Genomic DNA, 25,137 nt, shown 5'->3' with positions numbered 1-25,137 from the left:
ACCAGACTAACAAATTGCTAACTAACTGTTAACCTGAACTGTGTCCGGAATGACCGTTGCCGGGACGCTAACCTAACCAGCGGCGCGCCTGATGATCGCTGATGTCGCGATAATAGACCCGGTGAATAATTTCGCCACAGCCTGTGCAGCGGGCGGAAATATAGGTGGAGAGGTACTGTCTGCCATTGGGTGCCACGGCACCCTTGCGTTCAATATTAATATCCTGCCATCGATGGCGGTGTGGAATAAGCGCTAAAAATCGCATCATACATCCTGAATAGTATGAAGTTCCGCTTCAGGAGTTTTCTAACCCCATGAAATAAAGTGTTTTTTACGATGATGCTGCAAGCAGGTTAATTATTATGGGGTAACCAGAGTCACTGCGGGAAATATTACCCATCCGGGTAATAAGCGGGGCTACCTATAAAGAGGTATCTCGTTAACCCGCAGCATTAAGCCTTTTTTTGCACCCTCAGGCGTTGATCGGGATCATGTGAATTGTTTCAGCTCCGATTATTTCCCCGGCGGGAGTCGCTTGCTTTCGCTGCGCGGCTTGCCTATGCTGCAAGCCGTAACACGACTCGGGGTGCCGCTTTCCACACGGAAAGGGCTGAGAAAAACCCGCTGACCTGAACTGGATAATGCCAGCGTAGGGAAGTCTGATGCCTGACCGCATTCGCCTTCTTGTTCGCCGGTTGGGAGCTACGATGACACATCAATCTCAACACCTTTCTGCCGCGCACTTCGCGCCCATTCTGCACGCTTTCCGCCGCCAGTCACCGCTGGTGCACTGTATGACCAATGACGTGGTCCAGAACTTCACCGCCAACGTGTTACTGGCACTCCATGCCTCACCGGCGATGGTGATCGATGCCGCTGAGGCCGCCCAGTTCAGTAGCATGGCCGATGCACTACTGATTAATGTGGGCACCTTAACCCGCGAGCGCCAGCAGGCGATGCAGGCTGCCGTCACCGCGGCTAATCAGGCGGGCACGCCCTGGACACTCGATCCGGTTGCCGTCGGCGCGCTGACGCTGCGCAGTGACTTCTGCCAGCAGTTGTTAAACCAGCAACCGGCGGTGATTCGGGGGAATGCGTCAGAGATTCTGGCGCTGGCACAACAGGCCAGCGGCGGGCGTGGTGTCGACACGCTGCATCAGGCGGATGCAGCGCTCGATGCGGCCCAACAGCTCGCGGAAACCTGGAGCACGCTGGTGATCGTCACCGGTGAAGTGGACTACGCCACCGATGGTCAGCGACTCCTTGCTATACAAGGTGGAAACACCTTAATGACACGGGTAGTCGGGACCGGCTGCGCCCTCTCGGCAGTGGTGGCGGGGTTCAGCTCTCTGCCAGGCGATCGGCTCATGAATGTCGCGGCCGCCTGTCAGGTGATGGCGCTGGCGGGTGAAAAGGCGGCGGCACAGGCTGCCGGACCCGGCAGCTTTGCCACAGCGTTTATAGATGCACTCTGGACGCTGGAGGATAATCATGAAGCGTATTAACGCTCTGACGATTGCGGGTACCGATCCCAGCGGCGGCGCTGGTATTCAGGCCGATCTGAAAACCTTCTCGGCTCTGGGAGCCTATGGCACCAGCGTCATTACCGCGCTGGTGGCACAGAACACCTGCGGCGTGCAGTCGGTTTATCGCATTACGCCTGACTTTGTTGCCGCCCAGCTTGATTCAGTACTCAGTGATGTGCGCATCGACAGTGCAAAAATTGGCATGCTGTCAGAAACGGCTATCGTGGAGCAGGTTGCGGAACGGCTGATGCGTGCGGCAATCCCGTTTGTTGTGCTGGACACGGTCATGGTCGCGAAAAGTGGTGATGCGCTGCTCTCGCCAGACGCCGTAGCCAGTGTTCGGGAGCTGTTATTGCCGCAGGTCTCGCTGATCACACCTAATCTGCCGGAAGCGGCGGCGTTGCTGGACTGCCCCATTGCGGCAGATGAAGAGGAGATGCGCGAGCAGGGACGGGCATTGCTGGCACTGGGCTGTCAGGCTGTGCTGATGAAGGGCGGTCACCTTGCGGCGGCGGAGAGCCCGGACTGGCTGATCACGCACTCAGCAGAGCAGCGATTCAGTACGCCGCGCGTGAATACCCGTCATACGCACGGCACCGGCTGTACGCTGTCGGCAGCCTTAGCCGCGCTGCGACCGCGTCATGCTGACTGGGCAGAGACGATTGGGGAAGCCAAAAACTGGTTACAGCAGGCGCTGCTGCAGGCAGATTCGCTGGAGGTCGGGAAGGGTATCGGACCGGTTCACCATTTTCATCAATGGTGGTAATGACGAAGGCCCGCATCGACCTGGTAATCAGGTGGTGCGGGCGGTTTCAGGTTCAGGGTGCTTCAAACCAGGCGCTGTTGCGCTCGGCAATCGGGGTGATAGAGAAGATCATCTCCTGCAGATGACGACGCATTGCCGCTTCGGCTGCATCGGCGTCATGACGCTTCAGCGCCGCAAAAATCTCTTCATGCTGCTCAATCAGCTTGTCCGGTGGAGAGACTTCACTCAGCGTCAGAAACCGCACCCGGTCCATGGCCGCTTTGATGTTCTCCACCGTTTCCCAGGCCAGCTTACAGTCAATGCTTTCAGCAATCAGGCGATGAAACTCATCGTCCAGAGTGAGAAAAGCCTGGCTGTCATGCCGCTCAGCGGCCATGCGCTGCAGTTGCAGGTTATGCTCCAGCGCCATCAGGGCCGGAGCATCAATCTCCAGTGCCGCACGGCGAACCACCGACACCTCAACGGCCTCCCGGATAAAGCGGCCATCCGCCACCCGCTTAGCGGAGATTTTGCGCACGAAAGTGCCACGCTGCGGCAATACCTGTACCAGTCCGGCTTCGGCCAGCTTGATGAACGCTTCGCGCACCGGCTGGCGTGAAACGTTGAAGCGCGCGGACACCTCTTTTTCCGAGAGCAGCGAGCCCGGCTGAATTGCGCAGGTGACGATATCTTTGCGCAGATACCGGTAAATCTGCTGATTTACCGGTTCGCTGGTAGTAATGGTATAGGCGATCGACATGCAGCAATATCCATATTACGGCTGGCAGGGGCCAGCGCGATGGGAAAGTGTCAGTCTAATCAGCGCGCTGCGTCTGCGCCAGCGCTTTGTCACCAGGCTGTTATGCCTGGCTCATACACTGCTGCACCGTCGCCCGCGCGCCCTGAGTCGTTAGCTGCTGGTAATACGTCGTCAGTCGGGCAACCAGATCGGCGTTCTGCGCCAGATCGTCGCCAAAGATGTCGCGCAGACCCAATAGCGCACGGACACGCGCTTCGCCTTCTTCGCTACCGGCAACCGTCTCTGCCAGCGTGGCTTTCAGCGGATCGCGGTTCTCAATCGGTTGACCCTGTTCATCGACGCCGCCGACATAGCGCATCCAGCCCGCCACGCCCAGCAGCAGCAGGTCGCAGCGGCTGCCGCGCTGCAGGTGCCAGCGCAGACTGTCGAGCATGCGTTGTGGCAATTTTTGCGATCCGTCAGTGGCGATTTGATATGTGCGATGTTTAATGGCACGGTTTTCGTAACGGGCGATCAGCGAATCGGCATAGGCGTTGAGATCCATGCCCTGGGTACGCAGCGTCGGCGCCTGTTCATCGATCATCAGTGAACGGGCGGCGGCGCGGAAATGGGGATCGGCCACGCAGTCGCTGATGTATTCATAACCTGCCAGGAAGCCGAGATAGGCCAGGAAAGAGTGGCTGCCATTGAGCATGCGCAGTTTCATCTCTTCATAGGGCAGAACGTCACTGACCAGTTCTGCGCCCGCTTTTTCCCACGCCGGACGGCCATTGACGAAGTTATCTTCAATCACCCACTGAAAGAAGGGCTCCGCTTCAACCGCAACCGGGTCATCGGAACCCAGACGCGCGCCGAGTGCCGCAAACGCCGCATCGGTCATGGCCGGAACGATACGATCCACCATGGTGGAGGGGAAGGTAATGTGTTGCTGAATATAGTCTGCCAGGGCCGGATCCTGATGCTGTGCCAGTTGCACAACAACGTTGCGGGTCACGTGACCGTTTTCCGGCATGTTGTCACAGGACATCACGCTAAAGGCGGGTAAGCCCTGATCCCGTCGGCGGCGAATCGCGGCCAGAATCAGACCGGGTAGCGAACGCGGCGAATCAGGATTCTGCAGGTCATGCACGATGTCAGGGTGATCGGGATTTAAATTGCCACTGGCTGGCTGGTGACAATAGCCTTTCTCGGTGACAGTCATGGAGACAATCGCCACCTCAGGCTGGCTCATGGCATTGATCACCGCCTCAATACCGTCACTTTTGCCGTGCAGTGCCTGAGTAATGACGCCAATCACCCGGGTATGCAATGAATCATCGGCCATCTCGGTGAGGGTATAAAGCAGATGCTGCTCTCGCAGGGCCTCAATCAACGCGCCGCTGTTGAGGTTCACTTCACAATATCCCCAGTCGCTGCCCTGTTCAGCCAGCTTATCGCTGCAGAGCGCCTGATGGGCGCGGTGAAATGCACCAAAACCGATATGTACCATGCGGGTTTTTAACTGGCTGCGGTCGTAAGCGGGGCGCTTGACTTCAGCGGGCAGGCGATCAATCTGTAACATAGTCCATCCTTATGGCAAACGGGGCGCAAAGCGCCCCGAAATCATACATCTGTTAGCGAAACAACACTCAGACCGAAACCGGTTTATCCTGGGTTTTCGGACTGCGAATCACAAATAACACCAGGAAGGCACCCAGCGCGGCGACACAGCCCGCAAGGATAAAGGCGCTATCGAATTTACCGGTGTGATGAACAATAAACCCGGTGACGATGGGCCCGATGATGCCGGAGAGGCTACCCACCAGATGGATAAAGCCGCTGATGCTGCCGATACGGCTCTTGTGCACCACATCCTGAATAATCGCCCAGTAGATTGCGCCGGTGATATAGAGAAAGAAAATCGACACCGACATCATAATTACCGCAGGCACCACATCTTTTATCGTACCCGCCAGCGCCACACAAATTGCGGCGGCCAGCAGTGAGACCACCAGCACAATTTTACGGGACAACAACAGCTTGCCGGTGATGTTAAAGATCTTATCGGAGATCCAGCCACCCAGCGCCAGGCCAACGAAACCGACGATCCAAGGGATCATGGTGGTGATGCTCATTGATTTGATATCCAGGCCGTGCGCCTGCACCAGGTAGGCCGGGAACCAGCTCAGGAAGAAGAACAGAATGTAGTTGTAGCAGAAGAAGGCAAAAGCGGTGACCAGGATAATCGGCTGGCGCAGGTAGTAGCCAAACGGATGTGACGTTTCCGACAGGTCAACTTCATCATTCGGGTTCGTTGCTTTCAGGCGAGCAATCAGCAGACGTTCCTCTTCGCTGACGCGCTTGCTCTTCGCCGGATTGTCAGCGGCGAAGAAGAGCCAGAACGCCATCCACACCAGACCGATGCAGCAGACAATCACGAACGCCGGACGCCAGCCATAGGCGAGCGCCAGATAACCAATGATCGGGCCAGCGACCGCACCACCTAAAGGTGATCCGGCACTCAGTAAGCCCATGGCCGTCGCGGCCTGTTTTTTCGGGAACCAGCCGTTAATCGCTTTGTTGGCCGAGGAGCAGATCGGGCCTTCAGCCATGCCGAACAGCACACGCAGGATCAGCAGCGACCAGAAGCCGGTGGCCAGTGCGGTCATGCCGCAGAAAATGGACCAGGCACCTACCGCCACAGCCAGCACGATTTTAGGGCCATAGCGGTCAGTGGCAAGGCCGCCAAGAAAGTTAAACAGGGCATAGCCAAAGAAAAAGCTGCCGAAGATCATGCCAAACTGCTCAGCATTGATCGCCAGATCTTTTTCCACCAGCGGCACCGTCAGCGACAGGGCGACACGATCGAGGTAGTTAATCATGTAAACCAGGAACAGCAGCAAAACGAGGGTCCAGCGCAGATTCTTGAACATACAAACTCCGTGATCTGTTTTATCTTTATAGTCATGCCGGCGGGTACGCACCGGCTGAGGAGACCTGGTGTTCAGCGGATAATTAACCCATCTGAAGTATGACTTTGCAGCAGGTGCGCGGATCTTTTTCAAACAGGGTCATCGCACGCTCAATCTCCTGCAGCGGGAAGTAGTGCGTGACCAGTTTCTCTGGCTGGATTAACCCTTTTTCCATCCATTCGATCACCTGTGGGAAACGATTGCTGTTAAGACGTGAGGTAAACAGCGACAGCTCCTTGCTGGTCAGGCTCTGCTGAGTAATGCTGCATGGCTCGCCGGAGAAGCCCAGCAGGCCGATGCGCGCAGCCGGTGAGGCGAGGGCAGCCGCTTCAGCCAGAATGGTGGGATGGCAGGCCGCGTCGATAATCAGCGTAGGCTGCACGCCCTCAAGCTGTGCCGCCAGCGGGATTTCGCTGTTATCGAACAGTTGATCGGCACCGCTCTGCTCTGCTAGTGCCAGCCTTTCCGGCAGGCGATCCACCACCATCACCTTTTTAACCTTATAGACGCCCTTCAGCACCTGAATCGCAGTGAGACCCATCGGACCGGCACCGTAAATCAGTGCCACATCATCTGGCTGCGGTTTGAGAAACGCGGTGATATTGGCGGCGATAGTGAAAGGCTCAACCAGACTGGCGAGCCGATCGGGGATGCTCTCCGGCAGGGAAAAGGCATTTTTCGCTGGAGCCAGCGCAAACTCGCTGAAGCCGCCGTCACGGTGCACGCCAATCACCTGCAGTGTGGTGCAGACATTGGGACGGCCTACCGAGCAGGGATAGCAGCTGCCGCAGCTCACCACCGGATCCACCGCCACGCGGTCGCCCACCCGGGCCGGATCAACACCGTCGCCCACCGCATCAATCACGCCAAAAAATTCGTGACCAATTACCCGTGGATATTTCGCGAACGGGTTATGACCGTGCCAGATATGCACATCAGAACCACAGATACTGGCATAAGCCACTTTGACCCGGACTTCGCCCGCCGCAGGTTGTGGCAGCGGACGTTCAGCCACCACCAGTTCACCCGGCTGTTCAATAACAACGCTTTTCATCAGCTTCTCCTTACCAGTTCCACAGGGTGCCATCTTCAAGACGGGCGACCGGGAGATAGGCAGGTTCATAGGGATATTTCGACGCCAGTTTCTCGTTGAATTCAATGCCGAGACCTGGTTTGTCACCTGGATGCATGTAGCCCTGGTCAAAGGTCCAGTTAGCATCAAACAGCTCCATCATCTGTTCGGAGAAGCCCATGTACTCCTGCACACCGAAGTTCGGCACCCAGAGGTCAAAGTGCAGTGCAGCCGCCATGCAGACAGGGGAGAGATCAGAAGGACCGTGCGAGCCGGTGCGCACCTGATAGAGCGAGGCAAAATCAGCGATACGTCGCATACCGGTAATGCCGCCCGCATGCGTAATGGTGGTGCGGATGTAGTCGATCAGCTGTTCTTCAATCAGCTGCTTACAATCCCAGATGCTGTTGAACACTTCACCCACGGCAATCGGCGTAACGGTATGCTGGCGGATCAGGCGGAAGCACTCCTGATTCTCAGCAGGCGTCGGATCTTCCATCCAGAACAGGCGATAATCTTCCACGCTTTTACCAAAACGCGCCGCTTCAATCGGCGTCAGGCGATGATGCATGTCATGCAGCAAGTGCTCGTCGAAACCAAACTTGTCACGGATGGCGGCGAACAGTTTCGGGGTGAAATCGAGGTATTTCTCGGTTGACCAGAGCTGCTCTTCCGGCCAGTTACCTTTGGTTGCAGGCTCATAGGCCAGACCTTTACCTTTCGCCATGCCGTAAGTGGTTTTCATGCCCGGAACGCCGCACTGCGCGCGAATTGCTTTGAAGCCCAGCTCTTTGTGCTTCGCGTAGTCATCCATCACTTCATCAATGGAGTGGCCGGTGGTGTGGCAATAGACCATTACGCCGGTGCGTGATGCGCCACCCAGCAGCTGATACACCGGCATATTGGCGGCTTTGCCTTTGATATCCCACAGTGCCATATCGACGGCCGAGATAGCGGACATGGTGACCGGGCCACGACGCCAGTAAGCGCCCTTGTAGAAATATTGCCAGATGTCTTCGATCTGATGCGCATCGCGGCCAATCAGCTGCGGGCAGACGTGATCTTTCAGGTAGGAGGCGACCGGTAATTCACGGCCATTCAGCGTTGCGTCGCCAATGCCGGTCAGACCCTGATCGGTGGTGATTTTTACGGTGACAAAGTTTCTGCCTGCGCAGGTTACAAATACTTCTGCCTTAACAATTTTCATCCTGGTTGCCTTAAGTCAGCGTTCAATGATGAAAAAGTACGCTCTTTAATACTACCATACAAGTTAGGGTGGCAGAGTTGTGAACGGAATCACAGAGTGTTTACATTGTCTGAAAACGGCGATTAAGGCGTCATAAAGCGAGGCAGCAGGGGGAATGTTACGAACAAAATAGGCGCTATTGGCAGCAATAAAAAAGGGGCTTTCGCCCCTGATGTTGGTTCAGGCAAGCAGCGCGCACTGCGGCGGCAGGCGGCAGCTCAGCGCGCCCGCCATCACCTCAATCACGAATTCGCGCCCGGAAAGCGGCTCGCCATCAAGGTTAAAGGTCATCTCATGCGGAGAACGGATCGTCAATGACTCCAGTTGCGTGGTCACGATGCCGGGATTGTCATCGTCGCCGGTCAGCGAGTGCAGTAGGGTAGGCAGCAACTCCTGCGCGGTGACAACACTGACGTCCAGTCTGCCATCGTTGATCAGGGCAGAAGGGCACAACCGCTGACCGCCGCCCGCCTGACGACCATTACCAATACCGATCACCAGCGCATCACCCTGCCAGGCGAAATCGGGGCCGCTGATCTCGCAGGTATCCGGTTTCAGCGTATCCATGCGCATCAGGCCGTGAATAAAGTAGGAGACGCCGCCCAGCGCCGACTTCAGCTTTTCCGGGGTTTCAGTCGTGATACGGGTGCCAAACCCGCCGGTCGCCATATTGATGAAGTAGTGGCTCTGGTTTACCCTGGCCAGATCGATGGCACTGGCTTTGCCCTGAATCGCCAGTCGCAGTGCCGGTTCCATCTCTTCCGGGATGCCGACGCTGGTGGCAAAATCGTTGGCGGTACCCAGCGGCAGGATGCCCAGCACCGGGCGATGATCCGCTTCAGAAGAAGCCAGCGCTGTCGCAATTTCATTGATGGTGCCATCGCCGCCACCCGCCACCACGGTCGCGGCCTGCAGCGCAATGGCCTCTTTGACGTACCGATCGCCGTCACCTTTTTCAAATGTGACACGCACCGCAATGTCGAAGCCTTCTTCACGCAGAGTCGTAATAGCTTCGCGCAGATCATCATTACCCGCGCCTTTCCCATTCAGGATGAGCAGCGTAAGCGGTTTATTATCCATTTTGCGTTCCTTGAAGATCTACAGAGTAAGAAGGGATTTATAACACAGCTGCCAGCAGTAAATTATTGGCGAAAGAGAGAAAAAAGAAAACCCGCACGGGGGAGCCGGGCGGGTAAATGAGGTGGTTCCTGGTAAATCTGCCGTTTGTTGTTACTCGTTAGCAGCAGGCGGGACTATAAAGCAGCGCCGCGCAGGGGTCTGTGATCCTGTTCTGATTTCCTCAAAATGTTTCCGTTGGTAAACGATTATGAGGGTCACGGGTATCTTCACCGTGGTCGAAGTTGCGCAGCAGCAGTGCAAAACGCAGATCCACCTCCTCTGGCACCCGCAGCCAGACGCGATGGCCATCGCCCGGGGCAACTTCAGTGGGTTCGCCGCGCGCATTCTGCAGCGCGTCCAGCTGGCAATTCAGGTTCCCCTGAGGCGTCATGATCTCCACACTGTCGTGCAGCATAAACTTATTCTTCACCGCCACTTCAGCCCATTCGCCCCGGCGTTCGCCGGTGAATTCGCCGACAAACTGCTGGCGATCGGACACCGAAAAGCCCTGCTGATAATTCTGGTAGCTGTCGTGAGTGTGGCGGCGCAGGAAACCTTCGGTATAGCCACGATGTGCCAGGCCTTCCAGGGTTAACAGCAGTGAGGGATCAAACGGCTTACCGGCAGCGGCATCATCAATCGCCCGGCGATAAACCTGGGCGGTGCGGGCGCAGTAGTAGTAGGACTTGGTGCGTCCCTCAATCTTCAGCGAATGAACGCCCATCTCGCTGAGCCGCTCCACGTGCGCGACTGCGCGCAGATCCCGCGAGTTCATGATGTAAGTGCCGTGCTCATCTTCGAACGCGCTCATCACCTCGCCGGGCTTCATCTTCTCTTCCAGCAGAAACACCTTGTCGGTGGGCTGACCAACGCCCAGCGTTGGCGTCACATCCTGTACGGCGACAGGCGTGTGGATACCAACGATATTCCCCACCTCATCCTGCTGACCCTCCGCCACTTTATACTCCCAGCGGCAGGCGTTGGTGCAGGTTCCCTGATTCGGATCGCGTTTGTTCATGTAGCCGGAGAGCAGGCAGCGACCGGAGTAGGCCATGCAGAGTGCGCCATGGACAAAGACTTCCAGCTCCATCTCCGGGACCTGCTGGCGGATCTCGGCGATCTCCTCCAGCGACAGCTCGCGTGACAGAATCACCCGGCTCAGCCCCATCTGCTGCCAGAATTTTACCGTGGCCCAGTTAACCGCATTGGCCTGCACTGACAGATGAATCGGCATCGTCGGGAAAGTGTCTCGCACCAGCATAATCAGGCCGGGATCGGACATAATCAGCGCGTCGGGCTGCATCGCCACTACCGGCGCTAAGTCACGAATAAAGGTTTTCAGCTTGGCGTTGTGTGGCGCAATGTTCACCACCACGTAGAATTTTTTACCCAGCGCGTGCGCTTCACTGATGCCCAGTGCGAGGTTTTCGTGGGTGAATTCGTTGTTGCGCACCCGCAGGCTGTAGCGCGGCTGGCCGGCATAGACGGCATCGGCACCATAAGCAAACGCGTAACGCATGTTCTTCAGGGTGCCAGCGGGGGAAAGCAGTTCGGGTTTCATGATTTTCTCACTGATGTCAGGTCAGCATGTCGCCTCAGGCGGCAGGTGCAGGGCAGTTAAGCCCTGCAAAAGGTGCGGAATTGTAGGCAGTGAGAAAAGGGAAGTAAATTGATCAGGATCAAACTAGATCAAATGACAGGCATCGGCTTCCCAGCGATAGCCCATGCCGTAGACGGCGCGGATAAAAGGTTGCTCGCTGTCGAGATTCTCCAGCTTGCGCCGCAGGTTCTTGATATGGCTGTCGATGGTGCGGTCCGTGACCACGCGATAGTCATCATAGAGATGGTTGAGCAGCTGTTCGCGTGAAAAGACCTTGCCCGGCTCCAGCGACAGCGTTTTCAGCAGGCGGAACTCCGCCGGTGTTAAATCCAGCGGTTTTTCGCGCCAGCTGGCGAAGAAGCGGCTCTCATCGACGCGAAGTAACGAGGCGCTTTGCGGCTCTTCCGCCGACCGTTTTACCCGGCGCAGAATCGTTTTAACTCGCGCCACGACTTCACGCGGGCTGAAGGGCTTACAGATGTAGTCATCCGCGCCCAGCTCCAGCCCCAGCAGCCGATCGATCTCCTCGGTACGGGCGGTGACCATAATGATCGGCAGCTCGGAATGACGACGGATTTCACGGCACAGCGTTAAACCGTCGGTGCCTGGCAGCATCAAATCCAGCAGCATCAGGTCGGGTGGCGTCTGGCGCACATACTCCAGCACCGCGTTGCCGTCGGCGATGTGATGGGTACGGTAATTCGAGGCATGCAGATAATCGATCATCAGCTGCGCCAGTTTCGGCTCATCTTCGACCACCAGAATCAGCGGGTCGTGGTTTTCCAGGCTCATAAGCGTCTACACAAGGGGAACATAGCGCAAGTGTAGCGCGATTTTCAGTCCACCTAAATCAGAGTGCGCCGCATGAATATCGCCGCCATGCGCGTCAGCGATATTTTTACAGATGGCCAGGCCCAGTCCTGAGCCGCCGCTGGCGCGATTGCGCGAGCCTTCGGTGCGGAAGAAGCGCTCAAAAATCTGGGCCTGATGTTCCCCATCCACGCCTGGTGCGCTGTCATCAAACTCGATGCGCCAGTTGGGCGCCTCATAGTTCAGCGTCACTTCAACCCGGCCCCCGCTGTCGGTGTAACGCAGGCTGTTCTCCAGCAGATTAGTGAACAACTGCATCAGGCGGTCGGGGTCGCCAAAGAAGGGGGCGTTATCGGGCAGATTGAGTTTCAGCGTCAGGCCGTGTGCCCGATAGCGTTCGGCAAAGCTGCCTGCCGTCACTTCCAGCAGCTGCACCAGATCGGTTGCCTGTTTGCGATAGGCAAGAGCGCCCTCATCGGACAGCGACAGCTGGTGCAGATCGTCGACCAGCTTGGTCAGCACCACCACTTCGCTCTGCAGCGAGGCGATCGCTTCCGGTGTCAGTTTGCGGACTCCATCCTGCATCGCTTCCAGTTCACCGCGCAGGATCGCCAGTGGTGTGCGTAACTCATGGGAGATATCGGCCATAAAGGCGCGGCGCATGCTCTCATTTTTCTCCAGCGAGCTGGCAAGGAGGTTAAAGTCCCTGGCCAGCTGGCCCAGCTCATCCCGGCTGCTGACCTCAACGCGGGTGGCAAAATTACCGGCCGCCAGATGATGGGTGCCGTCGACCAGTCGTTTGACCGGAGCCAGCAGACCGCGCCCCATCAGCCAGGTCGCCAGCGCCGCCAGCAGCGTAGACAGCCCGACGATAATCCAGCTGGTGCGGCGCTGCTGCTGATCAAAGTTAATGTCGGTGCTGCGCGTCAGCCGCTCCGGCGGCGAGCCGATGACCCAGCCGACCACTTTATTATTGCTGGTGGTGATATTGCGTCGCGTGCCTTCGGGCGGCACCGGCGATTTTGGCCCGGCCAGGACTTTATATTGCTGGTCGAGGATCCAGAACTGGGTGCGCCAGCCGTGCGGCGGCAGCTGACTGTTGCTGTCGGGATTCTGCTCCAGCGAGCGCAGCATGGTGAACACCAGCCGATCGTTGTGGCGCAAAAAATCCCAGTTGCCGTGCTGCTCATACTGATCGGCCAGGGCATCGCTGAGCAGATTTAACCGCTGCTCGTTGCCGCGCTTAATGTAGTCGACAAAGCCATGCTCGAAACTGAGGCGAACTCCCCAGTGCATGGTAATCAGCACCAGCATGCAGGTGGCGAAAATCGCCATAAACAGTTTGGCCCCGATGCCCAGGCGCAGGTTAACTCTCATTTTTTTCTCCGGCGTCGCAAATCAACGTTGGTACTCACCTGTGGCGGCACGCGCCAGAACACCAGCGCGGGCAGGATGATAATCAGCGACATGCAAAGGTAGGTATAAATAAACATCTGATGTTCCGCCGTGCTGTTCGCTGCGCTCTCCTGAGCAAATGCCCCCAGCAGCAGCCCGGCCACGGTAACGCCAATACTCATCGACAGCTGCATAATCATCGACAGCAGGCTGTTGCCGCTGGACGCCAGCTCATCGGGCAGCTCCTTCAGCGTCAGGGTATTCATTGAGGAGAAACGAATGGCGTTGACCATGCCCTGCAGAAACAGCACCAGTGGCAGCAGCCAGACCCATCCCAGAATTGCCACCAGCGGGAACAGCAGGACCACCAGCGCCAGCGCCACGGTCGACATCACCAGCACGTTGCGGTAGCCAAAGAGATTGACGATGCGCACCACAATGCGCTTCATCCCCATATTTCCCAGCACCATCGGAATCATCATCAGACCAGCATGAAACGGGCTGTAACCCATGCCGAGCTGCAGAAAGATAGGCGTCATAAAGGGCAGCATGCCGCTGCCGATGCGGCCGGTAAAACTGCCGAGCAGTCCGATGGAGTAGATACGATTATCAAACAGCTTCAGGCTGAACAGCGCATTATCATTGCCGCGCGCATGCATCAGGTAGAACAGCAAAGAAAACATGCCAATGAGGATCATGGCACCCAGCAGCAGCGGAGAGCCGCCACTGCTGCGCTGACCATCCAGCGCCAGCGTCAGGGTTGCCATTCCGGCGGCCAGCAGGATAAAACCGCCGAAATCAAAGCGCCGCGTCTGCATGCTGTAGTTGGGCATCAGCATCAGGGTGGCGATAGCGCCTGCGATGCCGACCGGGATATTGATCAGGAAGATCCAGTGCCAGCTGGCGTACTCCACCAGCACACCGCCCAGCGCCGGACCCAGCAGCGGGCCAATCTGGCCGGGCAGAGTGACAAACGTCATGGCGGACATATACTGCTCGCGCGGCACGATTTTCATCACCGTCAGGCGACCCACCGGCACCATCATGGCCCCGCCAATCCCCTGAACCACCCGCGACAGCACCAACTGATCCAGAGTGCCGGAAAGGGCGCACAGCAGTGATCCCAGGCTGAATAGCACAATCGCGCAGAAGAAAATGTTGCGCACGCCAAAACGGTCGGCCAGCCAGCCGCTGACCGGCAGCATGACGGCGACCGTCAGCACGTAATAGACGATGACCGAGTGCATGTGCAGCGGGCTGACACCCAGATCGTGCGCCATCGACGGGATCGCGGTATTCACGATAGTGGTATCCAGCGTCTGCATAAAAAAGCCGATGGCAACAATCCACAGTTGCCAGCGGACGTTAGTGCTTTGCGTACTCATCGCTCCCCCCGATAAAGGCGTCACGTCCGATGTCTGCTGCCGCCATACCTGTTACGGCTGCTGCGCGGCAGCCAGCGGGCGTTTTTTACGGCGCAACTTATCCATCATTAAATAGACCACCGGCGTGGTGTAGAGCGTCAGTAACTGGCTCATCACCAGCCCACCGGCAATGGTAATCCCCAGCGGCTGACGCAGCTCTGCGCCGTCACCGCTGGTCAGCACCAGCGGCAGCGCGCCAAACAGCGCCGCCAGCGTCGTCATCATAATCGGCCGGAAGCGCAACAGGCACGCCTGGAAAATTGCCTCCCGCGCGCTGAGCTGGCCGTTGCGCTCTGCCTCCAGCGCAAAATCGACCATCATGATGGCGTTCTTTTTCACGATTCCGATCAGCAGCAGAATACCGATCAGCGCAATCAGGCTGAAGGGCGTATCGAACAGCTCCAGCGCCAGCAGCGCACCGACACCCGCCGAGGGCAGGGTAGAGAGGATCGTCAGCGGATGGACATAGCTCTCATAGAGGATCCCCAGCACGATATAGACCGCCGCAATCGCCGCCAGCATCAGCCAGAGCTGATTACTTTGCGACTGCTGAAACACCTGCGCCGTACCGGCAAAGCTGCCGCGCACGCTGGAGGGCACGCCAATCGCGGTCATGGTGCGTTCAATTGCCTCCGACGCCTGCGACAGCGACACCCCTTCCGGCAGGTTAAATGAAATGGTCGAGGCGGCAGACAGCCCTTCATGGTTGACCGAGAGCGGCGCATTCGCGGGCTGCCAGTGGGCAAACCACGACAGCGGAATCGCTTTACCTTCGCTGTTTATTACAAACATCTGCGAAAGGGCGCTGATATCCTGGGTGTAGCGCGGATCGACCTCCATCACCACTTTGTACTGGTTAAGCGGCTGATAGATGGTGGAGATCTGACGCTGACCAAAGGCGTTATTCAGCAGGGCATTGGCCTGAGAGACGTCGATGCCGAGCCGCGCCATGCTTTCCCGGTCATAGGTCAGCGCCATTTCGCTGCCTTTATCCTGCTGATCGGAGTTCACATCCGCCAGCTGTGGCAGGGCAGAGAACGCCTGACGGATTTTTGGCTCCCACTCACGCAGGGCGTTAAGGTCGTCCGACAGCAGGGAATATTGATAACCGGCATTCGATTCCCGACCGCCGACGCGCAGATCCTGCACCGCATTCAGATAGAGACTGGCCCCGGGTTCTTTCGCCAGCTTATTGCGCAGGCGGGCGATAATCTCCACTGCGCTCTCTTTTCGCTCCGACAGCGGCTTCAGCGAGATAAACATGGAGCCGCTGTTGGTACGCATCCCGCCGGTGAAGCCCACCACGCTCTCTACCGCCGGATCGGCCCCGACAATCTCCATAAAATCCTGCAGTTTACTGCGCATTGCCTGAAACGAAATGCTCTGGTCGGCAGAGATAAACCCGGAAAGTCGTCCGGTATCCTGCTCCGGCATAAAGGTTTTCGGAATATGGACAAACAGCCAGCCGGTCAGGACGATGGTGGCGAAAAACAGCACCATCACCCAGCGCGCATGGTTCAGTACCACGCTAAGCGAGCGGCCATAGCCCTGCTGGATCGCCATCAGCAGCCGGCCCGCGCCGCGCTGACGCGGCTGGCTGCGCGGCGCGTGCGGCTTAAGCAGATAAGCGCACATCACCGGCGTCAGGGTGACCGAGATAAACAGCGAGATGACGATAGCCACCGACAGCGTAATGGCAAATTCTGAGAAGAAGCGGCCAATCAGTCCGCCGATCATCAGCAGCGGCAGGAACACGGCAATCAGTGACAGGCTCATCGACAACACGGTAAAACCGACTTCCCGCACCCCTTTCAGTGCGGCGGCCAGCGGCTTCATGCCCGCTTCTACGTGTCGGGCAATGTTCTCCAGCACCACAATCGCATCATCCACCACAAAGCCGGTGGCGATGGTCAGCGCCATCAGCGACAGGTTGTTGAGGCTGAAGCCGCACAGGTACATCGCGGCGAAGGTGCCGATCAGTGAAACCGGCACCGCGACGGCCGGGATCAGCGTGGCGCGGCCCGAACGCAGGAAAACAAACACCACCAGAATCACCAGCGCCACGGCGATCACCAGCGACTGCTCCACCTCATGCAGCGAGGCGCGAATGGTGGGTGAGCGATCCTGCGCAATCTGCAGATCGATGGCGGCCGGGATCACCTCATGCAGCAGCGGCATTTCGGCGCGAATGCGGTCCACCGTATCGATGACGTTGGCTTCAGGCGTTTTGCGGATCAGCAGCAGCACCGCCGGTTTACCGCGCGACATCCCGGCGTTGCGTACGTCCTGCACCGAATCTTCGACTGTCGCCACATCCGACAGCCTGACCGCCGCGCCGTTGTTGTAATGCACTATCAGCGGCTGATACTCACTGGCGGTCTGCAACGCGTCATTGGTACGCAACTGCCAGCGCTGCTGTGAATCATCCAGTGCGCCCTGCGGCCGTCGCTGATTGGCGTTGGAAATGGCGGTGCGCACCGCATCCAGCGAGACGCCCTGATTAAACAGCGCCTGTGGATTCAGTGCCACGCGGACCGCAGGCAGCGAGCTGCCACCCACGGTGACGTCGCCCACGCCCTCAATCTGTGACAGTTTCTGCGCCAGCTGGGTCGAGGCGTAATCGTAGAGCTGACCCGGATTATAGGTATCCGAGGTCAGCGTCATGATCATAATCGGCGCATCTGAAGGGTTCACTTTGCGATAGGTCGGGCGCGACGGCATCCCGGTAGGCAGCAGGCTTTGCGCTGCGTTAATCGCGGCCTGCACATCGCGCGCGGCTCCGTTGATGTCGCGATCAAAATCAAACACCAGAATGATGCGGGTGCTGCCCAGCGAACTGGTAGAGGTCATTTCACTGACGCCCGCGATGCGTCCCAGCGAGCGTTCCAGCGGCGTGGCCACCGACGACGCCATGATCTCCGGTGCGGCACCCGGCAGCGAAGCCGAGATAACGATCACCGGAAAATCAACCTGCGGCAGCGGCGCCACCGGCAGCAGCCGGAAACCCAGCATCCCCGCCAGTGCGATGGCCAGCGTCAGCAGGGTGGTGGCGACGGGCCGGTTGATGAACAGGGCAAAGAACTTCACTCTGCGGCCTCCGTGCGGGCAAAGCGGCGGCGGGTGGCGTGCGCCAGTCGATCAAACAGCAGGTAGATCACCGGTGTGGTAAACAGGGTCAGCACCTGGCTCAGAATCAGCCCGCCAACCATGGCAATCCCCAGCGGATGACGCAGTTCGGCACCGACGCCGGTGCTGAGCATCAGCGGCAGCGCGCCGAGCAGGGCGGCCAGCGTGGTCATCAGAATCGGGCGGAAGCGCAGCAGGCAGGCCTGATAGATGGCATCAACAGGCTTCATACCCTGTTCACGCTCGGCCGCCAGCGCAAAGTCGATCATCATGATGGCGTTCTTTTTCACGATGCCGATCAGCAGGATGATGCCGATTATCGCCACGATATCCAGCTCATTGCCGCTGAGCATCAGCGCCAGCAGCGCGCCGACACCCGCCGTGGGCAGCGTTGAGAGAATTGTGATGGGGTGAATAAAGCTCTCATAAAGCACGCCCAGCACGATGTACATCGCCACAATCGCCGCCACAATCAGCCAGACGGTGCTGCTCAGCGCCGCTTCAAACGCCAGCGTGCTGCCCTGGAACTGCGTCATCAGCTCTGCGGGCATGCCAAGCTCGGCTTCAGCCTGCGACACCGCTTTCACCGCATCTTCCAGCGAATAGCCGTCAGCCACGTTGAAGGAGAAGGTCGCCGACGGAAACTGGTCGAGATGGTTAATGCTGAGCGGCGTGTTGCGCTGTTCAATGCGGGCAATGGCGCTCAGCGGTACGCTGCCGCCGTCGCTGCTGTTAAGGCGAATCGCATTCAGGCTCTCCATGCCTGGAGTGGCACTATTGTCCTGCTCCAGCACTACCCGATACTGGTTCGCCTGGGTATAAATGGTGGAGATGAGCCGCTGACCAAAGGCGTTGTACAGCGCGTTATCGACATCCGCCATGCTGATGCCAAGGCGGCTGGCGCTGTCGCGGTCCACTTTGACATAGGCTTCCAGACCCTGATCCTGCCAGTCACTGCTGACATCACGCAGCTGTGGCAGGGTACTGAGCCGGGTCAGCAGCGCCGGAACCCAGGTGCTGAGCGAAGACAGTGAACCCGATTGCAGCGTGAACTGATAGGGCGTGCGGCTCGCCTGGGTATCAATGGTGAGATCCTGCACCGCCTGCAGCCACAGCTGCACGCCCGGTACCTCACTGACCTGCTGTTGCAGGCGCTGCTGAATGGCAGGAATGCGGTCGTCGCGTTGATCCAGCGGTTTGAGGTTGATCTGCAGACGCGCGCTGTTCAGCGAGGCATTGGTGCCATCCACGCCGACAAACGAAGTCATGCTCTCTACTGCCGGATCTTTCATGATGATGGAGGCGACGGCGCGGGTGCGCTGTGCCATGCTGGCATAGGAGACCGACTGCGGTGCCTGCAGCGTGCCCTGAATAATGCTGTTGTCCTGCTGCGGGAAAAAGCCTTTCGGGATGAGCATCCACAGCACTAGCGTCAGCACCAGGGTGCCAAGCGCCACCGACAGCGTGAGCCAGGGATGATTGAGTACCCGTTTCAGGCCGCGACCATAGGCGGCCACGATACGATCAAACATCGCTTCGCTGGCCCGCGAAAAGCGGTTCTGTTTGCGCAGCGACTCCGCGCTCAGCATCCTGGCGCACATCATCGGCGTCAGGGTCAGTGAGACCACCGCTGAAATCAGAATCGCCACCGCCAGCGTCACGGCAAATTCGCGGAACAGACGGCCGATCACGTCGCCCATAAACAGCAGCGGGATCAGGACCGCAATCAGCGAGAAGGTGAGGGAGATGATGGTAAAGCCGATCTCTCCGGCACCTTTCAGCGCGGCGGTCAGCGGCTTTTCCCCTTTCTCGATATAGCGTGAGATGTTCTCAATCACCACGATGGCATCATCGACCACAAAGCCGGTGGCGATGGTCAGCGCCATCAGCGTCAGGTTGTTAATTGAAAAGCCGAGGAAGTACATCGCCGCGAAGGTGCCGATCAGCGACAGAGGCACCGCAACCGCCGGGATCAGCGTGGCGGGCACGTTGCGCAGAAACAGATAGATAATCATCACCACCAGCGCCATCGCCAGCATCAGCTCATACTGCGTGTCGTTGACCGAAGCGCGAATATTGGTGGTGCGGTCGGTGAGCAGTTTAACCTCCACCGACTTCGGCAGGGCAGCGGTCAGGGCGGGCAACATGGCACGGATATTATCTGCTGTGGCGATGATATTGGCACCGGGCTGACGCTGAACGTTGAGCACAATCGCCGCATCGCGGTTGGCCCAGGCGCCAAGCCAGCTGTTTTCTGCCCCCTGTTCTATGGTCGCCACGTCGCCAAGACGCACCGGTGCGCCGTTTTTGTAGCTGATAATCAGCTGGCGATAATCTTCCGCTGATTTCATCTGGTCATTGGCTGACAGGGTAACTGAGCGGGTCGGACCATCCAGGCTGCCTTTGGCGGAGTTAACGTTGGCATTGCTGATGGCGGTCCGCACCGTTTCGCTGGTCAGACCCAGCGCAGCCAGCGCCTGCGCATTCATTTTCACCCGCACCGCCGGACGCTGACCGCCCGATAGCGTCACCAGTCCGACGCCGCTGACCTGAGAGATTTTCTGCGCCACCCGCGTTTCCACCATGTCCTGCACCTGCGTCAGCGGCATGCTGCGCGTGGTGACGGCAAGCGTCATGATCGGTGGATCGGCAGGATTCACTTTGCTGTAGACCGGCGGATTAGGCAGGTCGTTGGGCAGCAGGTTAGTGGCGGAGTTAATGGCAGCCTGCACCTCCTGCTCTGCCACATCCAGCGGCAGCGTCAGCTGGAACTGCAGCGTCACCACCGAGGCACCGCCGGAGCTTTGCGACGCCATCTGTTTCAGGCCAGACATCTGACCAAACTGGCGCTCAAGCGGCGCGGTGATGGAGGAGGTGACCACATCCGGGCTGGCACCCGGATAGAGCGTGACGACCTGAATAGTAGGATAGTCGACTTCCGGCAGCGCCGAGACCGGCAGGAAGCGGTAGCCCAGCACCCCGGCCAGCAGGATCGCAATCATCAACAGCGTGGTGGCGACCGGCCGCAGGATAAACTGGCGTGACGGTCCGCCACTGTGATCGGGAGGCATGACCTGCATTACTCACGCTCTCCTTTTGACGGCAGGGCGGCGCGGGTAGCGCGCGGTGCGTTGCTCTGCGGCGCGACCACCTCGACTTTTGCGCCTTCCGTCAGGCGATCCAGCCCATCGGTCACGACGCGTTCACCTGCCTCCAGACCGGCGCTGACTACCACTTTCTCGCTATCCTGCAAGCCAGCAATCACGCTTTTCTTACTGACCTTGTTGTCACTGTTAACCACCCAGACAAAGTTGCCTTCGTTGCCCATCTGCAGCGCGGCAGGTGGGATAACAATCGCATCCTGCAGGGTATTGACCTTCAGCCGCACATTCACGAACTGATTGGGAAACAGCGTGTCGTCCTGATTATCAAAACGCGCTTTAATTTTGATGGTGCCGGTGGTGACATCAATCTGGTTATCAAGGCTCAGCAGTTTGCCGCTGGCGATCAGATTCTGATTACTGCGATCCCAGGCTTCCACCAGCAGCGGCTCACCGCTTTTCTGCGCCTTGAGTATGGAACTGATGCTGTTCTCAGCCAGGGTAAAAACCACATCAATCGGGTGCGTCTGGGTGATCACCACGATACCGGTGGTGTCGCCGCTGGTGACGTAGTTGCCGACGTCCACCTGTTTCAGCCCGACGCGGCCGGCAATCGGCGCGGTGATCCGGCTGTAGGTAAGATTGAGCTGCGCACTGGCGACGCTTCCCTCATCCGCTTTCAGCGTGCCGAGCGTTTCACTGACCAGTGAGCGCTGGGTATCCAGTTCCTGTTGCGACACCAGCGAGGTTTTTGCCAGCTTCTCGAAGCGCGCCAGGTCACGACGGGCGTTGGCCAGCGTCGCCTGATCTTTCGCCAATTGGCCCTGCGCCTGCGTTAACGCCACCTGATAAGGCCGCGGGTCGACTTCTGCCAGTAGCTCGCCCGCTTTCACCTGCTGGCCTTCGGTGAAGTGGATTGCCAGCAGATCGCCATTGACCCGGCTGCGCACCGTGGCCGTGTTAGCCGCGGTCACCGTACCCAGTCCACTCAGATAGTGCGGCACGCTCTGGCTGGTGGCCGTAGCGGCCTGAACCGGCGCGAGGGGACGACGGGCGCCGTCACCGCCGCCTTTGCCGCCACGTGGCGCAGGTGCGTCACTCTGACTGCTGCTCTGGGGCTGGGCATGGCGCTGCCAGACATAATAGCCGCCAGCGGCCACGGCGATCAGGGCCAGCACGATAAGGGTTTTCTTCATAACAGGATGTCGGGTGCTCATGATTGTTGGTGCTCTCCAGCAGTGACGTAGTCCCAGGCGCAGGCATCAAATGGGTAGCCTGCAAACGACAGAGTGTAGCCGCCTCTGACGGGCAGAAGTTGAAGGAAATAAGGATATCTGTCAGGGCGGGGTAATTATGCCTGTTCTTTCATTAATCGCATCACAATCGTCATAAAGCCGTGAAATCACTTTGCTATGCTGAAAGACAGGCGGTTTTTTCAGGCAAATAAGGAGCAGGAAATGAGTCAGAATCAAACCCGGCAGTTGGGTGACAGTGGTATCGCGGTGCCGTTGCTGACGTTTGGCGGCAACGTGTTTGGCTGGACAGTGGATCAAACCACCTCCTTTTCTCTGCTGGATGCGCTGGTTGATCGAGGCCTGTGGTTTATCGATACCGCCGACGTCTATTCCCGCTGGGCACCGGGCAATAAAGGCGGTGAATCGGAAACCATTATGGGTGAATGGCTGAAAAAAAGCGGCAAACGCGACCAGATCGTGCTGGCAACCAAGGTTGGCATGGAATTGTCGCCGGAGAAAACCGGACTCAAACCGCAATATATCCGTCAGGCAGTCGAAAATTCCCTGCGCCGGTTGCAGACCGACTATATCGACCTCTACCAGGCGCACCGCGACGATCAGGATACGCCGCTGGCGGAAACGCTAAGCGCCTTTGACAGCCTGATCAGAGAGGGCAAAGTGCGGGCGATTGGTGCCTCCAATTACAGCGCGGCGCGGCTGCAGGAGGCATTGCAGATCAGTGAAACGCAGGGGCTGGCACGCTATGAAACCCTGCAACCTGAATATAACCTTTATGACCGCCAGCCCTATGAGTCGGAGCTGGAGCCGGTGGTGATGGCGCAGGGTCTGGGCGTTATTAACTACTATTCACTCGCCAGCGGCTTTCTCAGTGGCAAATACCGCGAGGCGGCGGATGCGGGTAAAAGCGCGCGCGGTCAGGGTGTCGTAGATAAATACCTTAATCCGCGTGGCTTGCGGATCCTCGACGCACTGGATGCTATCAGCGAAGCGCATCAGGTGACGCCGACGCAGGTGGCGCTGGCCTGGCTCATCGCCCGTCCCGGTATCACCGCACCGATTGTCAGTGCTACCTCGCTGAAACAGCTCGACGATCTGACTGGCGCGATGCAGCTGACGCTGACCCCGGCGCAGATTGAACAACTAAATCAGGCAAGCCAGTAAACACAAGGGGCGATAGCGCCCCTTTTTACGCTGCTCCTGTCAAAAAATTGGCATCCCGCCCAGAGAATAACCAATCAGCGATCCCGATCACAAATGCGTTAATAAACGGATGTTACGGGTAATTATGCGCACGTATTTACAAAAAACAGAGATTATCCAGCACTATCCTCTGCGCGTCATTTTCCGTAACTTACATAAGAATAAGCAAGATGAAAAACAGAAAAGCAGAGCAGCGTTTTCCGCTGCGCCGTGTGGCAACCGGCACCCTGATCCTGGCCATGTTTTCCGCGCAGGCAATGGCCGCTGACGCCCTGAGTCCGGACTCCGAATGGATGTTTGGTGACTGGGGCGGGTACCGAACGCAGCTGCAGGACGACGGCATTAAGTTTGACGTTAACTACACCATGGAAAGCGCCGCGAATTTAGGCGGCGGGGCAGATACCAACACCACCATGCGCTACAGCGATCAGTGGTCGTTCGGCACTAATTTCGATCTGCAGAAGCTGCTGGACTGGCAGGATGCCGAGTTCCAGATGACCGTGACCAGTCGTAACGGACAGAATCTTTCTGAACAGGTCGCGGATCAACGCACCGGTATGCTCTCCTCGGTGCAGGAAGTTTACGGTCGCGGCCAGACCTGGCGTCTGACCCAGTTCTGGTTGCGCAAAGGATTGTTTAACGATGTGGTCGATGTGAAAGCCGGGCGGGTGACGGTGGGGGAAGACTTCGATAACTTCGATGGCAATCTGTTCCAGAACCTGGCGCTGGGCAGCGGGCAGGCGGGTAACTGGCGCGGCGATCGCTGGTTCAACTGGCCGGTGTCGCAGTGGGGCGGCCGGGTGAAATTCAATATCACGCCGGACGTTTTCTTCCAGGTCGGTTTCTATAACCAGAACCGCGCTAACTACGATCGCGGTGATGGTTTCCGTCTGGATACCAGCAATTCAGAAGGAAATCTGGTGCCGGTCGAACTGGGCTGGAAACCGACCTTCGGGCCGGAGAAATTACCGGGTAACTACCGCATCGGCTATTACTATTCGTCGGTGGATGGCGATGTTTATGGCAGCTGGCGAAACGGCGGCTATCAGGATCAGGCCCATTCCTATGGCGGCTATCTGCTGTTACAGCAACAGCTGACCGCGCAGGATGGCGATGTGAATCGCGGTCTGGGCGTGCGGGTGCAGGCGGTGATGAACGATCACAAGACCTCAAAGACCGACAACTATCAGTCTATTGCGTTTACCTGGACAGGACCGTTTGATGCCCGTCCTCAGGATGAGATCGGCGTGGGCGCGTCACGTATTCATGTGAACAGCGACTATACCCGCTCACTGCGTCAGCAGAATCAGGCTAATGGCGAGAGCCGCTTTGACAGCCCGACCTATCTGCCGATTCAGGAAGGTTCAGAGTACAACTATGAGGTTTACTACAACGCTAAAGTAACTAACTGGATGTCACTGCGACCTAACCTGCAGTATGTGGTTGCACCGGGCGCAGTCAGTGAAGTGAAAGATGCGTTTATCGGCGGTATCAGCGCGAATATTGCCTTCTGATTTTCCGGGCGAGCGAGCCGCAGTGCGGGCCAGAGCACCTCTGCTGCTGCCGGGCCGTCCTCGCGCTGCTCAGGCGGTACCTTCGGCTTTGACGGCGTGCCGACGAACCGTTCGGAGATCGGCCCTCCCTGGCCGGCCCCGAACTCTCCACGCTTCCCGGCGTGGACTTCTGGCCCGCCGTCACGCCTCAGCGCTGCGGATAGCCCTTTCAGCAGCAGAGGCGCTCATGCCTTCACTCTCGTGCCCTTTTAACAAAACACACTGAAGTTTCAGAGCAGGCAGGTGCCGGGCT

The 25,137-nt window shown here is 58.1% G+C and carries 18 protein-coding genes and 1 riboswitch; of the genes, 4 read left to right on the top strand and 14 right to left on the bottom strand.

The features are described 5' to 3' along the window. Positions 1-67 precede the first annotated feature (67 nt). Positions 68-265: a hypothetical protein gene (locus tag EPG66_RS08730; RefSeq protein WP_031592082.1), complete on the bottom strand. Its 198-nt coding sequence runs from the start codon at positions 263-265 to the stop codon at positions 68-70. 307 nt (positions 266-572) lie between these two features. After that, positions 573-673: riboswitch (TPP riboswitch) on the top strand. Between the two features lie 34 nt (positions 674-707). Here EPG66_RS08730 and thiM point away from each other — a divergent pair. Together thiM and thiD are read left to right on the top strand one after the other, a co-directional pair. Next, positions 708-1,505 carry a hydroxyethylthiazole kinase gene (gene thiM, locus EPG66_RS08725; RefSeq protein WP_031592089.1) on the top strand — a complete coding sequence of 266 codons (798 nt, stop codon included), beginning with the start codon at positions 708-710 and terminating at the stop codon, positions 1,503-1,505. Then, positions 1,492-2,292, top strand: coding sequence for a bifunctional hydroxymethylpyrimidine kinase/phosphomethylpyrimidine kinase (thiD, locus tag EPG66_RS08720; RefSeq protein ID WP_182686546.1), 801 nt, complete (start codon positions 1,492-1,494; stop codon positions 2,290-2,292). The genes thiM and thiD overlap by 14 nt, the downstream gene beginning before the upstream one ends. A gap of 52 nt (positions 2,293-2,344) precedes the next feature. Here the strand turns inward: thiD and EPG66_RS08715 are convergent, their stop codons facing one another. From EPG66_RS08715 to EPG66_RS08655, 13 genes are all read right to left on the bottom strand, one after another. Beyond that, positions 2,345-3,031 (bottom strand): GntR family transcriptional regulator, encoded by a 687-nt coding sequence (locus EPG66_RS08715; protein WP_182686544.1) that lies wholly within the window; start codon positions 3,029-3,031, stop codon positions 2,345-2,347. Positions 3,032-3,131: 100 nt separating this feature from the next. Then, positions 3,132-4,592 (bottom strand): mannitol dehydrogenase family protein, encoded by a 1,461-nt coding sequence (locus EPG66_RS08710; RefSeq protein ID WP_182686542.1) that lies wholly within the window; start codon positions 4,590-4,592, stop codon positions 3,132-3,134. 67 nt (positions 4,593-4,659) lie between these two features. After that, positions 4,660-5,943 carry an MFS transporter gene (locus EPG66_RS08705; protein ID WP_182686540.1) on the bottom strand — a complete coding sequence of 428 codons (1,284 nt, stop codon included), beginning with the start codon at positions 5,941-5,943 and terminating at the stop codon, positions 4,660-4,662. 82 nt (positions 5,944-6,025) lie between these two features. Then, complete coding sequence (locus tag EPG66_RS08700; protein ID WP_083069074.1) at positions 6,026-7,036, bottom strand: Zn-dependent oxidoreductase; 1,011 nt, start codon at positions 7,034-7,036, stop codon at positions 6,026-6,028. A 10-nt stretch (positions 7,037-7,046) separates the two neighbouring features. Beyond that, complete coding sequence (manD, locus tag EPG66_RS08695) at positions 7,047-8,261, bottom strand: D-mannonate dehydratase ManD (RefSeq protein WP_010670990.1); 1,215 nt, start codon at positions 8,259-8,261, stop codon at positions 7,047-7,049. A gap of 219 nt (positions 8,262-8,480) precedes the next feature. Next, positions 8,481-9,380 (bottom strand): lipid kinase YegS, encoded by a 900-nt coding sequence (gene yegS / locus EPG66_RS08690; protein ID WP_033772226.1) that lies wholly within the window; start codon positions 9,378-9,380, stop codon positions 8,481-8,483. Between the two features lie 220 nt (positions 9,381-9,600). After that, the gene (gene trhP, locus EPG66_RS08685; protein ID WP_182686538.1) at positions 9,601-10,980 is read right to left on the bottom strand and encodes a prephenate-dependent tRNA uridine(34) hydroxylase TrhP; all 1,380 of its coding nucleotides are present in this window, start codon (positions 10,978-10,980) and stop codon (positions 9,601-9,603) included. 123 nt (positions 10,981-11,103) lie between these two features. Continuing rightward, complete coding sequence (baeR, locus tag EPG66_RS08680) at positions 11,104-11,811, bottom strand: envelope stress response regulator BaeR (protein ID WP_031592098.1); 708 nt, start codon at positions 11,809-11,811, stop codon at positions 11,104-11,106. A 6-nt stretch (positions 11,812-11,817) separates the two neighbouring features. Next, complete coding sequence (baeS, locus tag EPG66_RS08675) at positions 11,818-13,206, bottom strand: envelope stress sensor histidine kinase BaeS (RefSeq protein WP_031592101.1); 1,389 nt, start codon at positions 13,204-13,206, stop codon at positions 11,818-11,820. Then, entirely contained in the window at positions 13,203-14,609 is a 1,407-nt protein-coding gene (mdtD, locus tag EPG66_RS08670; RefSeq protein ID WP_031592103.1) for an MFS transporter, read from the bottom strand. The genes baeS and mdtD overlap by 4 nt, the downstream gene beginning before the upstream one ends. Positions 14,610-14,660: 51 nt before the next feature. After that, on the bottom strand, positions 14,661-17,735 hold the full coding sequence (gene mdtC, locus EPG66_RS08665) for a multidrug efflux RND transporter permease subunit MdtC (RefSeq protein WP_031592105.1): 3,075 nt from the start codon (positions 17,733-17,735) through the stop codon (positions 14,661-14,663). After that, a complete protein-coding gene (locus tag EPG66_RS08660) occupies positions 17,732-20,854 on the bottom strand; it encodes an MdtB/MuxB family multidrug efflux RND transporter permease subunit (RefSeq protein WP_182686536.1) in 3,123 nt (1,040 codons plus the stop codon). The genes mdtC and EPG66_RS08660 overlap by 4 nt, the downstream gene beginning before the upstream one ends. Further along, on the bottom strand, positions 20,854-22,092 hold the full coding sequence (locus EPG66_RS08655; protein WP_109650796.1) for an MdtA/MuxA family multidrug efflux RND transporter periplasmic adaptor subunit: 1,239 nt from the start codon (positions 22,090-22,092) through the stop codon (positions 20,854-20,856). Before EPG66_RS08655 ends, EPG66_RS08660 begins: the two co-directional genes overlap by 1 nt. Before the next feature lie 240 nt (positions 22,093-22,332). Here EPG66_RS08655 and EPG66_RS08650 point away from each other — a divergent pair, with 240 nt between their 5' ends. Then, complete coding sequence (locus tag EPG66_RS08650; protein WP_182686534.1) at positions 22,333-23,292, top strand: aldo/keto reductase; 960 nt, start codon at positions 22,333-22,335, stop codon at positions 23,290-23,292. 209 nt (positions 23,293-23,501) lie between these two features. Further along, a complete protein-coding gene (locus tag EPG66_RS08645) occupies positions 23,502-24,845 on the top strand; it encodes a carbohydrate porin (protein ID WP_182686532.1) in 1,344 nt (447 codons plus the stop codon). The last annotated feature ends 292 nt before the right edge of the window (positions 24,846-25,137 follow it).

The organism is Pantoea pleuroti, assembly GCF_014156615.1.
Taxonomy (GTDB): domain Bacteria; phylum Pseudomonadota; class Gammaproteobacteria; order Enterobacterales; family Enterobacteriaceae; genus Pantoea; species Pantoea agglomerans.
The sequence above is the reverse complement of the archived record's forward strand: the minus strand, read 5'-3'. Positions and strand labels throughout refer to the sequence as shown.

What these genes read in the sequence shown, in the direction of transcription:
- EPG66_RS08730 (WP_031592082.1), bottom strand. Translation starts at nt 265, where the DNA reads ATGCGATTTTTAGCGCTTATTCCACACCGCCATCGATGGCAGGATATT.
- thiM (WP_031592089.1), top strand. Translation starts at nt 708, where the DNA reads ATGACACATCAATCTCAACACCTTTCTGCCGCGCACTTCGCGCCCATT.
- thiD (WP_182686546.1), top strand. Translation starts at nt 1,492, where the DNA reads ATGAAGCGTATTAACGCTCTGACGATTGCGGGTACCGATCCCAGCGGC.
- EPG66_RS08715 (WP_182686544.1), bottom strand. Translation starts at nt 3,031, where the DNA reads ATGTCGATCGCCTATACCATTACTACCAGCGAACCGGTAAATCAGCAG.
- EPG66_RS08710 (WP_182686542.1), bottom strand. Translation starts at nt 4,592, where the DNA reads ATGTTACAGATTGATCGCCTGCCCGCTGAAGTCAAGCGCCCCGCTTAC.
- EPG66_RS08705 (WP_182686540.1), bottom strand. Translation starts at nt 5,943, where the DNA reads ATGTTCAAGAATCTGCGCTGGACCCTCGTTTTGCTGCTGTTCCTGGTT.
- EPG66_RS08700 (WP_083069074.1), bottom strand. Translation starts at nt 7,036, where the DNA reads ATGAAAAGCGTTGTTATTGAACAGCCGGGTGAACTGGTGGTGGCTGAA.
- manD (WP_010670990.1), bottom strand. Translation starts at nt 8,261, where the DNA reads ATGAAAATTGTTAAGGCAGAAGTATTTGTAACCTGCGCAGGCAGAAAC.
- yegS (WP_033772226.1), bottom strand. Translation starts at nt 9,380, where the DNA reads ATGGATAATAAACCGCTTACGCTGCTCATCCTGAATGGGAAAGGCGCG.
- trhP (WP_182686538.1), bottom strand. Translation starts at nt 10,980, where the DNA reads ATGAAACCCGAACTGCTTTCCCCCGCTGGCACCCTGAAGAACATGCGT.
- baeR (WP_031592098.1), bottom strand. Translation starts at nt 11,811, where the DNA reads ATGAGCCTGGAAAACCACGACCCGCTGATTCTGGTGGTCGAAGATGAG.
- baeS (WP_031592101.1), bottom strand. Translation starts at nt 13,206, where the DNA reads ATGAGAGTTAACCTGCGCCTGGGCATCGGGGCCAAACTGTTTATGGCG.
- mdtD (WP_031592103.1), bottom strand. Translation starts at nt 14,609, where the DNA reads ATGAGTACGCAAAGCACTAACGTCCGCTGGCAACTGTGGATTGTTGCC.
- EPG66_RS08660 (WP_182686536.1), bottom strand. Translation starts at nt 20,854, where the DNA reads ATGCAGGTCATGCCTCCCGATCACAGTGGCGGACCGTCACGCCAGTTT.
- EPG66_RS08655 (WP_109650796.1), bottom strand. Translation starts at nt 22,092, where the DNA reads ATGAGCACCCGACATCCTGTTATGAAGAAAACCCTTATCGTGCTGGCC.
- EPG66_RS08650 (WP_182686534.1), top strand. Translation starts at nt 22,333, where the DNA reads ATGAGTCAGAATCAAACCCGGCAGTTGGGTGACAGTGGTATCGCGGTG.
- EPG66_RS08645 (WP_182686532.1), top strand. Translation starts at nt 23,502, where the DNA reads ATGAAAAACAGAAAAGCAGAGCAGCGTTTTCCGCTGCGCCGTGTGGCA.